This window comes from Bradyrhizobium sp. ISRA430, assembly GCF_029909975.1.
GTDB lineage: Bacteria > Pseudomonadota > Alphaproteobacteria > Rhizobiales > Xanthobacteraceae > Bradyrhizobium.
Map to the genome: position 1 here is coordinate 2,417,720 of NZ_CP094516.1, position 13,380 is coordinate 2,431,099.

Genomic DNA, 13,380 nt, shown 5'->3' on the forward strand with positions numbered 1-13,380 from the left:
TCTCAGCGCGCGCGACGCGAGAAGAAGGAGATCAGGACCGGCAACGTCACCAGGATGACGACCGGCGCCAGCATCATGCCGGTGACGACGACGACCGCCAGCGGCTTCTGCACCTGCGAACCGATGCCTTGCGAGAGCGCCGCGGGCAACAGCCCGACGCCTGCAACCACGCAGGTCATCAGCACGGGGCGGAGCTGCAATTCGCCGGTCCGGATCACCGCGGTCATCCGGTCGATTCCCTCCTCGATGAGCTGGTTGAACTGCGAGATGATGATGATGCCGTCCATCACGGCGATGCCGAACAGCGCGATGAAGCCGATCGCCGCGGAGACGCTGAAGGGAGTGCCGGTGATGACGAGGCCGAGCACGCCGCCGAAAATCGCCATCGGGATCACGCTCATGGCGAGCAGTGTTTCTGTCATCGAGCCGAAATTGAACCAGAGCAGGATGGCGATTAGCGCCAGCGAAATCGGCACCACGATGGACAGCCGCCGGATCGCGTCCTGGAGGTTGCCGTACTCACCGACCCACTCCATGTGCGAGCCCGGCGGCAACTGCACCTGGTCGGCGATCTTCTGCTGCGCTTCTCGGATCGCGCTGCCGAGGTCGCGCTCACGCACCGAGAACTTGATCGGCAGGTAACGCTCCTGCTGCTCGCGATAGATGTAAGCGGCGCCGGAGACGAGGCTGATGGTCGCGACCTCGCTCAGGGGGATCTGCGTGATGGTGCCGTTCGGCCCGGGCGCGCCGATGCGCAAATTCTGGATCGCCTCGGCGCTCTTGCGGTATTCCGGCGCGAGGCGGACGATGATCGGGAAGTGGCGGTCCGAGCCGGGCTCGTAGAGATCGCCCGCGGTATCGCCGCCGATCGCGACCTTGATGGTCGCATTGATGTCGCCGGGCGCAAGGCCGTAGCGTGCGGCCTTGGCACGGTTGATGTCGATCTGAATGGTCGGCTGTCCGAGCGAGGTGAACACCGCAAGGTCGGTGACGCCCTGCACGGTCGCCAGCACCGATTTGATCTTGTTGGCGGTGTCTGTCAGCGCCTGGAGATCGCTGCCGAACAGCTTGATCGAGTTCTCGCCCTTCACGCCGGAGACGGCCTCGGAAACGTTGTCCTGGAGATATTGCGAGAAATTGAACTCGACGCCGGGGAAGCGATCGTCGAGCTGCTTGAGCAATTGCGCGGTCAGCTCTTCCTTGTCATGCGTGCCCGGCCATTCGCTCGCGGGCTTGAGCGGCGCGAAGAACTCGGCGTTGAAGAAGCCGGCCGCGTCGGTACCGTCATCGGGGCGGCCGTGCTGCGACACCACGGACTCGACCTCAGGCCGGCTGCGGATCAGCTTGCGCATCTCGTTGACGTAGGTGTTGCCTTCCTGGAGCGAGATGGTCGGCGGCAGCGTGGCTCGGATCCAGAGATTGCCCTCCTCCAGCTTCGGCAGGAATTCGAGGCCGAGCAGCCGGCTGAGCGCCAGCGTCATCACGACGATGCCGACTGCACCGCCGAGCACGATGTTACGATTGGCGACCGCCCAATGCAGCACCGGCGAATAGATCCGGTGCAGGATCAGCATGACCTTGGTTTCGGTTTCCTCGACATGCGCCGGCAGAATGATTGCGGATAGCGCCGGCGTCACCGTGAAGGTCGCGAGCAGCCCGCCGGCGAGAGCATAGGCATAGGTGCGCGCCATCGGCCCGAAGATGTTGCCCTCGACGCCGGAGAGCGTGAACAGCGGCAGGAAGGCCGCGATGATGATGGCAGCGGCAAAGAAGATCGAGCGCGACACGTCGGCCGCGGCGCTGAGGATCGCATGGCTCTTCATGCCGAACAGCGTCTCGTTCGAGACCTGCTCGAACTCGGTGAGCGGCGTGGTCTGAGTCAGGCGGCGGAAGATCGCCTCCACCATGATGACGGTGGCGTCCACGATCAGGCCGAAGTCGATCGCGCCGACCGATAGCAGGTTCGCCGATTCCCCGCGCAGCACCAGGATGATCACGGCGAAGAACAGCGCGAACGGAATGGTGGCGCCGACGATCAGCGCGCTGCGCAGATCGCCTAAGAATATCCACTGCAGCAGCACGATCAGCAAAATGCCGACCACCATGTTGTGCAGCACGGTATGAGTGGTGAGGTCGATCAGGTCCTTGCGGTCGTAGATGCGCTCGATGTGCACGCCGGGCGGCAGGATGGAGGAGTTGTTGATCTGTTGAACGAGCTGTTCGACGCGCTTGATGGTCGGTGTGCTTTGCTCGCCGCGGCGCATCAAGACGATGCCTTGTACGATGTCGTCTGCATCGTCGAGCCCGGCGATGCCGAGCCGCGGCTTCTCGCCGACGGTCACGGTCGCGACGTCCTTGACCAGCACCGGATTGCCCGCGGTCTGCGCGATCATGGTGTTGGCGAGATCGTCGATGGAACGGATCAGGCCGACGCCTCGCACCACGGCCGACTGCGAACCGATGTTGACGGTATTGCCGCCAACATTGACGTTGGAGTTGCTCACCGCCTGGAGCACCTGCGGTAGCGTGAGCCCATTGGCGATCAGCTTGTTGAAGTCGACCTGCATTTCGTAGGTCTTGGTCTTGCCGCCCCACCCCGTCACGTCGATCACGCCCGGCACGGCGCGGAAGCGGCGCTGCAGGATCCAGTCCTGGATGGTCTTGAGATCGAGCACGCTGTAGTTCGGCGGACCGACAAGGCGATAGCGGAAGATTTCGCCGATCGGGCTCAAGGGCGAGATCTGCGGCTGCACGTTGCCGGGCAAGGGCGCGAGCTGCGCCAACCGGTTCAGGACCTGCTGCAGCGCCTCGTCATAGGTGTAGGCGAAGGAGAACTGCAGCTTGATGTCGGACAGGCCATAGAGCGAAATGGTGCGGATGGTCGTGAGATTTTTCAGACCCGCCACCTGGGTCTCGATCGGAATCGTGATGTAGCGCTCGATCTCCTCTGCCGACAGGCCCGGGCTCTGGGTCACCACATCGACCATCGGCGGGGTCGGATCGGGATAGGCCTCGATGTTGAGCTGGTTGAACGCAATCAGGCCGCCGATCAGCACGGCGACGAACATGCCGACCATCAGGAAGCGCCGGTTGACGGCAAAGGCGACGAGGCGATCCATTCAGGTCTTCGTTATGCTGGGGTCGTCGATCAGCTACCGGACGCCGCGCGGTCGATGAACAGGCTGCCCTTGGTGATGATCTGCTCGCCGGGCTTGAGGTTGCTGGTGACCTCGACGAGGTCGCCATTGACGAGACCGATCTTGATGTGGCGCAGCTCGACCGACTTGTCGTCGCGCGCGACCCAGATGCGCACCTGGTCGCCCTCATAGATCAGCGCCTGCTTCGGCACCGCGGGCGCGGCGCGGTCGCCTGCCGAATAGATCGTGACGTTGGCGAACATCTCGGGCTTGAGCAGGCCGTCCTTGTTCTCGATGGTGGCGCGCACCAGCAGGCGGCGGGTGCTGGGATCGATCGCCGCGGCGACGTAGTTGATCTTGGCGGTCAGCGGGCGGCCCGGCAGCGCCATCACGTTGACGCTGATGTCCTGCCCGATGCAGACGGAGGCCGCATCGCTCTCGCGCACGAAGGCGGTGAGCCAGACCGTGGAAAGGTCGCCGATCACGAAGACCGGATCGCTGGCGCCGGAGTTGACATACTGGCCGGGACCGATTTTTCGCTGCACGACCGTGCCTGACAGCGGCGAATAGATCGTGATCTCCGGATTGATGCTGCCCTTGTCCTGGAACGCCTTGATCGCCTCATCGCTGAAGCCGAGGATGTGCAGCTTGTTCCGTGCGGCTTCCAGCGCCGTCACCGACGAGCGCATGTCGTTCTGCGCCTGGATCTGGTTGGTCTCGGCCTGCTGGTAATCTTTCAGCGGAACGGCGTGTCCTTCGTACAGATCCTTGGCGCGCTTGTACTGGATGTCGGCGAGCTCGAGCGCCGACTTCGCCTTGTTCTGCGAGGTCATCGCCGAGATGAAATCGTTCTGGGCCTGCACGGTGTCGGCGGCCTCGATCGTGAACAGCGGTTGACCTTGCTTGACGCTCTCGCCGGGCTTCACCAGCAGCTTGGTTACGCGGCCCGCATAGGGCGAGAACACCGGCGTCGAGCGATCCTCGTCGACTGCGACCTTGCCTTCGGTGACATATTCGGCGCGGAAGGTCTTGGCCTTGACCGGCTCCATTGTAAGCGTCGCCCATTCGGACGGGGTCGGCGTGAAATTCTGGGCGTTCCTGCGCGACTGGCTGGAGATTTCGGAGTGATTCTTCTCCTTGGCCCCTACAAAGACGAAGCCATAGACGCCGGCTCCGGCAAGTAACAGTAAAACTACGGATGTGATCACCCGTTGCTTTGTAAGCACCTGCAATCGCTTGGTATTTTCAACTACCATGGGGCCCGGTCATGTCTGCGATGATATCGGCAAATGACCGCGTCATCGGTTGCGCTAATAGTGCCGAATTGGGATTTCAAACAACCAAAAAACGCAGGTCGCCTTTCGGTTTGCGTTAAAATTCTGCCACGTGAGCGCTTACGTCAGCTTGGTGTCAGCTACGAGCCGGCCACAGTGCCGGATGGCTGCCGAGCGGCATCGCCGGACGACTCCATTGTGCCGGCGTTTTCGACAGCAGCGCCGAATGGCGCACCGCCTGCAGTGTGCCGAAGCCAGATGGCATGGTTTCGATGAACGCCAGATGTACGGCATCCCCCGGAATCTCCGGGGTGTTTAGCCCACCTTCGAGCCGTCCGAGATTCCACAGCCAGCGTCCGGTTTGCGCCAACGATACGCTAACGTGCCAGCTTCCGCCTTCGCGCGCCTGGCGGACCTTGGCCATCATCGCGCCGAACGCCATCAGGTAGCCGGTGGCATGATCGAGCATCTGCGCCGGTAATTCCTTCGGCCCGTCAATGCCGGCCGCCTGGCCCTCGGCATGGTTGAAGCCGGTCGTGGTCTGCACCAACGAGTCGAAGCCGCGCCGCTCGGCCCACGGGCCGGCATGGCCGTAAGCCGACAGCGTCACATAGACGATGCCGGGATTGATCTTGGCTGCGTCCTGCGGTGAAAAGCCGAGCGCGGCGAGCGCGCGCGGGCGATAGCCTTGCGAGAAGATGTCGGCGTCTTTCAGAAGCTCGCGCAATTGCGCCCGCCCCGTCTCACTCTTCAGTTCGACGAACGTGGTGAGCTTGCCGCGCCCGGTATCGATGGTGAGCCAGGGGATCGCCGGCAGTTCGGGTCCCGAGATCAGGAGCACGTCTGCACCGTGTGCCGCGAGCGTGCGGCCTGCGACAGGGCCCGCGATCACGCGGGAAAGATCGAGCACGCGAAGGCCGGACAGTGGGCGGTCGCTCTTCGATAACCCCTTGGGCCAGGGTTTTGGCGGCGCGTCACCGATCTTCTCGATCGAGACCAGCGGCAGTTCGGCGAGCGCGCGCGCCTGCGGCAGCGCCGACCATTCTTCGTAGGATCGCATCAAGGCGACGACCCCGCCGGCAGCGTACGTCGCGGTCTCGAAATCCTCGCCCTTCCACTGCACCAGCGCGGACTGCACCTTCTCGCGCTGAGGCTCGCAGGCCAGCACCTTGCAGACGGCCTCACGGTGATGCGGGAAGTTGGTGTGGCAGCGGACGAAGCGGTTGTCGCCGGTCTTGTAGACTCCGGCGATCGCGTCCCAGGCGGGCGGCGGTGGCTTGTCGTCGACGCGCAAGTAGCGCTCGGAACGGCATTCGACGACGGCGTGGCGCATGTCGACGCAAACGTCCTGTGCCTCGCCGCTGCGCAGTCGCCAGATTTCCGCCGCGGCAAGACCCGCGGCCGCAACGCTGGCCTGGCCTGCGGCCGCGACACGAAACGAGGACGGGATTTGCGGCTCCTCGCCTGTCAGGCGCACGCGTTCGAGCGCGGACACCTCGCCGCCGACGGAGGTCCAGATGTCCCTGAGGATACCGGCGGGGCTTTGCATGGCCGTTGCTCTCCCTTTAGTTTTGCCGACCATCCCATTAGCACGGAAAGGACTGCAATGGTCGCCATCGATCCCCTCACTGCGGGTGCCGTGTTGGTCGCGACGGCAGCAACCGACGCGGTGTATGTGATGTTCACCTCCGCCGTCGTCGCGCGCAAGCGCGTGCCCGCCGCGACCTGGAGCGCGGTCTGGTACCTGCTCTCGTCTTACGCGGTGATCAGCTACACCGAAAATGCCTTCTATGTCGGTTTCGCAGCGATCGGCTCATGGGTCGGCGCCTACGTATCGCTGACCTTCCTGCACCGCCCACCCGGCGGCCCGCCGGTGGGCGCCGCGCCGGAGTGAGGGCGTTCGATGTGAGCGACGCAATCAACCGCAGACGCGATGTCGTCCTGGCGAAAGCCAGGACCCATTACCCCGGTCGAACGTTGTTAGACGCGCCCTGGCCACAGCATCACGCAACAACGCGCGTTCATGGTAATGGGTCCTGGCTTTCGCCAGGACGACATTGGCGAGGCTCCGCGTTTCATCGCGGTTAGATTGCTCGCGGCCAACAACAAGAAGGAAAACCAACAATGGATCTCGGTCTCAAAGGAAAAACCGCCGTCGTGCTGGGTGGCACGCGCGGCATCGGGCGGGCGATTGCGGCGACGCTTGCCGGTGAAGGTGCTGATGTCGCGGTGTGCGCGCGCAATGCGGATCAGGTTGCCACCACCGTCGCCGAGTTGAAGGCGAGCGGGATTCGCGCGACCGGCAGCCCGGTCGACGTCACCGATGGCGCGGCGCTGAAATCCTGGATCGAGGGCGTCGCAAAAGAACTCGGCGGCATCGACATGCTGTTCTCCAATGCCGGCGCGATGGCGCAAGGAGCGGATGCCGCGTCATGGGAGCAGAATTTCCGGCTCGACGTGCTCGGCGCCGTGCATGCGTTCGACGCCGCGCGGCCGTTCCTCGAGGCAAGCGGCGAAAAGAGCGGCGATGCCGCTTTCGTCATCATCTCTTCGATCTCGGCGGCGCAGGCCGACCAGGCAAGCTCCTACGGCCCGGTCAAGGCGGCGCTGATCCACATGGCCAAGGGACTGGCGCGGCAATACGCAAAGAAGAAGATCCGCGTCAATGTGGTGTCGCCGGGCACCGTCTATTTCAAGGGCGGCGTCTGGAACATGGTCGAGCAGAACATGCCCACGCGCTACGAAGATGCGCTGTCCCGCAATCCAACGGGACGCATGGCGACGCCGCAGGAAATCGCGAGCGCGGCGGTGTTTCTGGCAAGTCCGGTGTCGTCGTTCACCACGGGCTCCAATCTTGTCGTCGATGGCGGGATCTCGAACCGGGTGAATTTTTAGGAAGGCACTCCGTCATCGTCCGACTTGATCGGACGATCCAGTATTCCAGAGGCGGCTGTAGCTTCGCAGAGATACCGCGGCGTACTGGATACCCCGCTTTCGCGGGGTATGACGACTGAGAATGTGGCCCGCAATCGCCTCAACAATCTCGTCATTGCGAGCGCAGCGAAGCAATCCAGACTATCTCCACGGAAAGATTCTGGATTGCTCGCTGCGCTCGCAATGACGGTGTGGCAACATTCTGCGTGACAGCCTCAATGAAAATCCCGCGACGGCGGCAGGATGCGGACGTCGCGGGGGTGACGGATTTTTTGCGCCGGGCTATCGGCGTGATCGCGGCGGTCGTCGTTGAGGGGCTCGATCAGGGCGGCGCCGGCCGGCACCGGATGCTTGCGGCTTAACACGTCATTCGCAAGCCCGATCAGATCGCGCGAGCGGTCGATCATGCGCTGCGCGATGAGATGCGTCACCTTTTCGGGGCTGCTCTGGATATAACCCTCGACCAGGATGAGGCGCGCACCCATCACCTCCTTCCGGTATCGCTCCATGATCTTGGGCCACACCACGACATTGGCGATGCCGGTTTCGTCCTCCAGCGTCATGAAGACGACGCCGCTGGCACTGCCCGGCCGCTGCCGGACCAGCACCACACCGGCGCAGCGGACGCGGCGCCGCTCGTTCTCATGACTGACGTCCTTGCAGGCCACTACGCGCTCGCGCGTGAACATCTCGCGCAAAAATTCCATCGGGTGGCCCTTCAGCGACAGGCGGATGGTCTGGTAGTCCGCAACCACCTGCTCGGCGCGCGGCATCACCGGCAGCGGTCTTGCGCCTTCGTCCGCCTGCTCGCGCGCGGTAGCCGCCTCGAACAACGGCAGCGGCACATCGTCAGGCAGGCGCCGCACCTGCCACAGCGCCTCGCGACGGTCGAGCCCGAGCGAGCGGAACGCATCGGCATCGGCGAGCAGGATCAGCGCGCGCTTGGGGAGGCCGGTGTCGCGGGCGAAGTCTTCGAGCGAAGTGAAGGGACGGCGGTTGCGGGCGGCGACGATGCGGTCGGCCCAGTCTATCGCCCGCTCTACATTGTCATTCCACATTGCGCAAGTGCGCAATGGGGGCGTCGCGTCAGCGACGAACCCGGAATCCATTCCGCCAGGAATATGCTGCTCGATGGATTCCGGGCTCGCGCCAAGTGGCGCGCCCCGGAATGACATCTGAGAATGCTTCAGCCTCTCCTCATCTTCATCCAGCCAATGAAACCCATCGATCTGGCGGAAGCCCAGGCGCACGGCGCAGTATTTGTCGTCCGTGTTCTCCAGCGTGTTCTGCGCGAAGCTGTAGGAGACGTCGATGTCACGTACCTCGACGCCGTTCTTGCGGGCGTCACCGACGATCTGTGCCGGCGCATAGAAGCCCATCGGCTGCGAGTTCAACAAGCCGCAGCAGAATGCGTCGGGGTGATAATGCTTCAGCCAGGAGGAAATGTAGACGAGCTGCGCGAAGCTTGCGGCATGGCTTTCCGGGAAGCCGTAGGAGCCAAAACCCTTGATCTGGTCAAAACAACTCCTGGCAAAGTCGGGATCGTAGCCGCGCGCGACCATGTTGCCGATCAGCTTATCCTCGTATTTGCCGATGGTGCCGACATTGCGGAAGGTCGCCATCGAACGGCGCAAGCCGTTGGCTTCCTCGGACGTGAATTTCGCTGCCTCGATTGCGATGCGCATCGCCTGCTCCTGGAACAAGGGGACGCCCTTCGTCTTGTGCAGCACCTTGTAAAGTTCGTCCGCGGGACCATGCTCGGGCGATGGGGAAGGATAGGTCACCTTCTCCTGACCGTTCCGCCGCCGCAAGTAAGGATGCACCATGTCGCCCTGAATCGGCCCCGGGCGCACGATCGCGACTTCGATGACGAGATCGTAGAATTCGCGCGGCTTCAGACGCGGCAGCATGTTCATCTGCGCGCGGCTTTCGACCTGGAATACGCCGAGAGATTCTCCACGACATAGCATGTCGTAGACATTTTTATCGTCCTGCGGGACGCTCGCCAGAACCCAGCGCTCGCCCTTGTGCTTGTCGATCAGGTCAAAGCATTTGCGGATGCAGGTCAGCATGCCCAGCGCCAGCACATCGACCTTCATCATGTTGAGCGCATCGACGTCGTCCTTGTCCCATTCGATGAAGGTGCGGTCGTCCATCGCGGCATTGCCGATCGGCACATAGGTGTCGAGCCGGTCTTGCGTCAGTACATAGCCGCCGACATGCTGGGAGAGATGGCGCGGGAATTCGATCAGCTCGGTCGCAAGCTCGACCGCGAGGCTGATCATGGGATTGTTGGGATCGAGACCGGCCTGCTTGACCTGCATATCGTTGAGGCCCTTGCCCCAGCTTCCCCAGACGGTGTCGGCAAGCGCGGCGGTGACGTCCTCGGTCAGACCCAGCGCCTTGCCGACGTCGCGAATGGCGCTGCGCGGACGATAATGGATGACGGTGGCGATGATCGCGGCGCGGTGGCGACCATAGCGGCGATAGACATATTGCATCACCTCCTCACGCCGCGAATGTTCGAAATCGACGTCGATGTCCGGCGGCTCCAGCCGCTCCTTGGAGATGAAGCGCTCGAACAAGAGATCAACCTTGGTCGGGTCGACCGAGGTGATTCCGAGCACGTAGCACACGGCCGAATTCGCCGCCGAGCCGCGCCCTTGGCATAAAATGTTCTGGCTGCGCGCGTAGTGCACGATGTCGTGCACGGTGAGGAAATAATGCGCGTATTTCAGCTCGGCGATCAGTGCGAGCTCTTTCTTCAGCGTGGCGCGCAGCTTGTCATCAATGTTGCCACCGAAATATTTCTGCACGCCCGCCCAGGTCAGGTCCTCCAGATGCCCTTGCGCGGTCTTGCCCGGCGGCACCGGTTCGTCCGGATACTGGTATTTGAGCTGGTCGAGCGAGAAGTCGATTTTGTTCGCAAAGCGCATGGTCTCTGCGAGAGCATCGGGGAAGTCGCGGAACAGCCGTGCCATTTCTCTGGGCGTCTTCAGAAACCGCTCGGCATTGGCCTCCAGCTTCCTCCCGACCGCCTCGATCGTGGTCTTTTCCCGGATGCAGGTCAGCACGTCCTGCAGGGGACGGCGCGCGGGATGGTGATAGAGCACCTCGTTGGTCGCGAGCAGCGGCACGTTGGCTTTCGCTGCGAGATCATCGAGCCGCGCGAGGCGTCGCCGGTCGTCGCCGCGATAGAGCAGGCTCGCCGCCAGCCACACGTCTTCGGCGCGGCTCGCCTTGAGCTTGGCGAGAACGTCCAGCGCTTGTCCCGGCTCGAAGCGATGCGGCAGTGCCAGGACCAGGAGCTGGCCTTCGGCATATTCCAGAAGATCATCGAAGAAGAGATGGCACTCGCCTTTCTCGATCCGCGTGACCTCATCGCCGCGCTTACCCCTGGTGAGGAGCTGGCACAGCCGGCCATAGGCCGCGCGGTCACGCGGATAGACCAGGATGTCCGGCGTACCATCGATGAAGACGATACGCGCACCGATCAGGAGTTTCGGCTTGTGCAGCACCTCGGCATTGTCGAGCTCCTTATAGGCCCGCACCACACCGGCGAGCGTGTTGTGATCGGCAAGGCCGATCACGGGAATACCTAAGATGCTGGCCTGATGCACATAGGCGCGCGGATCCGAGCCGCCGCGCAGGAAGGAGAAATTGGTGGTGATGCCGATCTCGGCATAGGCTGACGTGTTCATGCGAAGAGCCCGTGCACATACCAGTTGGCGGGAACGGGCTTACCCTCCTCGTCCATGAGCTCGCTGTCGTAGAGACCGTCGCGAAAGATCCAGAAGCGCAGGCCTTCGGCATCTTCCACGCGAAAATAGTCCCGCGTGAGCTGCTTGCCGTCCTGCCGCCACCATTCCATGGCGATGCGCTCGGGCCCTTCCACCCGCACCACCGCATGCAACGCGCGCCGCCAGGTGAATTGATGTGGCGCGCCGTCGGGCACGGTTGCGAACGGCACCTTGATCGGCTCCGGCTTGTCGAACAGCCTGAGCGGACGCAGCGGCGGCTCGCTCTCGATGCGCGCCGGCCATTCGGCCTGCATGGCCGCGGCGAGATGGTGCTGCGCGGGCGCAGCCAGCACCGCGCGCTCGGGGATATGGGTGTCTTGCGGCAGGTGCACGACGACGCGTTTTCCCCCGATGCGCGCGGCGATGCGGTCGATCAGCGCGGCGAGCTCGTCATTGTCGTGAACATGGGCGTCGAGATCGCGCTGCTCCTGCACCACGATCTCGGTGCGGCTCGCCGACAGCCGCACCATGTCGAAGCCGAAACCGGGATCGAGGGGATCGGCGAGCGCATCGAGCCGCTCGCGAAACAGCCGATCGATGATGGCGCCTCGCGTCACCGGCCGCCCGGTCTCGACCATGATCGTGCGCACCACACCGTCGGTGCGGAAGAAGGCGGCCTCTAGCCGCCGCGCGCCCTTGCCCTGCTTCTCCATGGAGGCCACGAGCGTGTCTGCGAGCCGCGACAGCGTCATCGCGATCATGGTGTCGGTCGCGATCGGCTCGGCAAAACGTTTCTCCACGATGTAATCGGGGAGCGGCTTGCGCGGACTGATCGGCGCATCGCCCTGTCCCACCGCATGCGCGAGCAGCATGGAGAACCGGGCGCCGAACCGCGCGGTGATCTCGTGCGGCTCGCGCGAGGCGACATCGCCGATGGTCTTCAGTCCCGCGCGGCGCAGACCGACGGTGATGGCATCAACCGCACCAAGCGCAGACACCGGAAGCCGACTGACCGCCTCCGCCTCTCCGCCATCGGCGACGATGGTACCAGATGCCTGCCGCGTCAGCGTGCGCGCGCAGACCGAGGTGCCGGCGATCGCCGCGCTGACGGCAAAGCCCTGCCGCGCGAGCGCACGGACCAGCGTCTGCAGCAGTGCAGCCTCGCCGCCGAACAAATGCGCGCAGCCGGTGATGTCCAGGAACAGCCCATGCGGCGGATCGAGCGCCACCAGCGGCGTGAAGCGGTCGCACCAGTCGGCGATATCGCTGAGCGTCTTTGCATCGGCCGCGATATCCGCGTCGAACACTTTCAGGTCCGGACACATCGCCCGCGCATTCGCCAAGGGCAGGCCGATGTGCAGGCCGAGGCGCTCGGCGGCCTCATCGAGCGCGTGGATCACCAGCGCGTTATTGTCCTTGGCAACGACGATGCTGGGCTCATTGTTTTTATCCAGCCCGACGTTGCCGAAGAACCGCTTGATCCGGTCGATGGGCAGGCGCGGCAGCCACAGGCTGAGAATACGCCGACGGTTCACTGAACAGGCACTCATCACATTTCCATTCCATGATCCACCGGCCACACGGGCCATGACGATTGCGCAAGAGCTCGGCATCGAAGCGCGGCGCGCCCCAGGCACTCCAAGGCGCCGCAGGCATTGAAGCCGGCCCCGGCGGCGAAGGCGCCGCGCGCAGCATCCATCGCGTCTCCGCGGTCGAGGGCAGTGGCTGCGCCGCCATCCGCAGCAAGAACCCGGTCACGCCCGAGGCTTTTGCAGTGAGCGTCAGCTTGCGGCTCGCCACGAGATCGAACTGTCGCGTCTCGCCCCAGAGCTCGAGCACGACGGCGCCGAGCGCATCGCAGGCGAGCGCGTCGGCTGACATGCGCAATGCGGTCTCGACATCGGCGGCGCGCACTATCACTACGCGACGCGGATCGAGGCCGAGCTCGGCGAGCCCGCTCATCGACAGCGCGCCCGCCTCCATGTCCGAAAAATCCTGCCGCACCCACAACAGCGGCCGGCGCGCGGTCACGCGGCCCGCAAGCCCGGTGACGAAACCCGTCGCGGCCGTGCCCTGGCGCCCCTCGCAAAACACCTCGTGGATTGCCGCGCGGGCGAGTCCGCCCTGCAAGGCGCTATCGGCCTCGCTGTGGCCCAGCGCCACGCAATCGCGATGATGCGCGGCCACTGCCGTCTCGATGCGTTCGATCTGGCCGCGCAAGGTCGCAAGCGCGCTTCTACGTGCGCCGCTCATGCTCGCCGCTCCTTAGCTGATGGGTGGCCGTGGCTCTCAAAA

At 64.0% G+C, this 13,380-nt stretch carries 8 protein-coding genes; 2 read left to right on the forward strand and 6 right to left on the reverse strand.

The features are described from left to right. Nucleotides 1–2: 2 nt before the first annotated feature. The 3 genes from MTX21_RS11915 to MTX21_RS11925 form a co-directional block, all read right to left on the reverse strand. Nucleotides 3–3,119 (reverse strand): CusA/CzcA family heavy metal efflux RND transporter, encoded by a 3,117-nt coding sequence (locus tag MTX21_RS11915; protein ID WP_280964998.1) that lies wholly within the window; start codon nt 3,117–3,119, stop codon nt 3–5. Between the two features lie 29 nt (nt 3,120–3,148). Further along, nucleotides 3,149–4,393, reverse strand: a complete 1,245-nt coding sequence (locus tag MTX21_RS11920) for an efflux RND transporter periplasmic adaptor subunit (RefSeq protein WP_280964999.1) — start codon at nt 4,391–4,393, stop codon at nt 3,149–3,151. A gap of 154 nt (nt 4,394–4,547) precedes the next feature. Then, complete coding sequence (locus MTX21_RS11925; RefSeq protein ID WP_280965000.1) at nt 4,548–5,960, reverse strand: CoA transferase; 1,413 nt, start codon at nt 5,958–5,960, stop codon at nt 4,548–4,550. A 57-nt stretch (nt 5,961–6,017) separates the two neighbouring features. Between MTX21_RS11925 and MTX21_RS11930 the strand changes: the two genes are divergently transcribed. After that, entirely contained in the window at nt 6,018–6,305 is a 288-nt protein-coding gene (locus MTX21_RS11930; protein WP_280965001.1) for a hypothetical protein, read from the forward strand. 230 nt (nt 6,306–6,535) lie between these two features. Further along, on the forward strand, nt 6,536–7,306 hold the full coding sequence (locus tag MTX21_RS11935; RefSeq protein ID WP_280965002.1) for an SDR family oxidoreductase: 771 nt from the start codon (nt 6,536–6,538) through the stop codon (nt 7,304–7,306). 254 nt (nt 7,307–7,560) lie between these two features. Here MTX21_RS11935 and MTX21_RS11940 read toward each other — a convergent pair whose 3' ends face one another. Genes MTX21_RS11940 through MTX21_RS11950 form a run of 3 tightly spaced genes read right to left on the reverse strand, consistent with a single transcriptional unit; the run spans nt 7,561 to nt 13,338 of the window. Next, entirely contained in the window at nt 7,561–11,046 is a 3,486-nt protein-coding gene (locus tag MTX21_RS11940) for an error-prone DNA polymerase (RefSeq protein WP_280965003.1), read from the reverse strand. After that, nucleotides 11,043–12,635 (reverse strand): DNA polymerase Y family protein, encoded by a 1,593-nt coding sequence (locus tag MTX21_RS11945; RefSeq protein ID WP_280965004.1) that lies wholly within the window; start codon nt 12,633–12,635, stop codon nt 11,043–11,045. The genes MTX21_RS11940 and MTX21_RS11945 overlap by 4 nt, the downstream gene beginning before the upstream one ends. Beyond that, on the reverse strand, nt 12,532–13,338 hold the full coding sequence (locus tag MTX21_RS11950) for a DNA repair protein (RefSeq protein WP_280965005.1): 807 nt from the start codon (nt 13,336–13,338) through the stop codon (nt 12,532–12,534). The genes MTX21_RS11945 and MTX21_RS11950 overlap by 104 nt, the downstream gene beginning before the upstream one ends. Between the last annotated feature and the right edge of the window lie 42 nt (nt 13,339–13,380).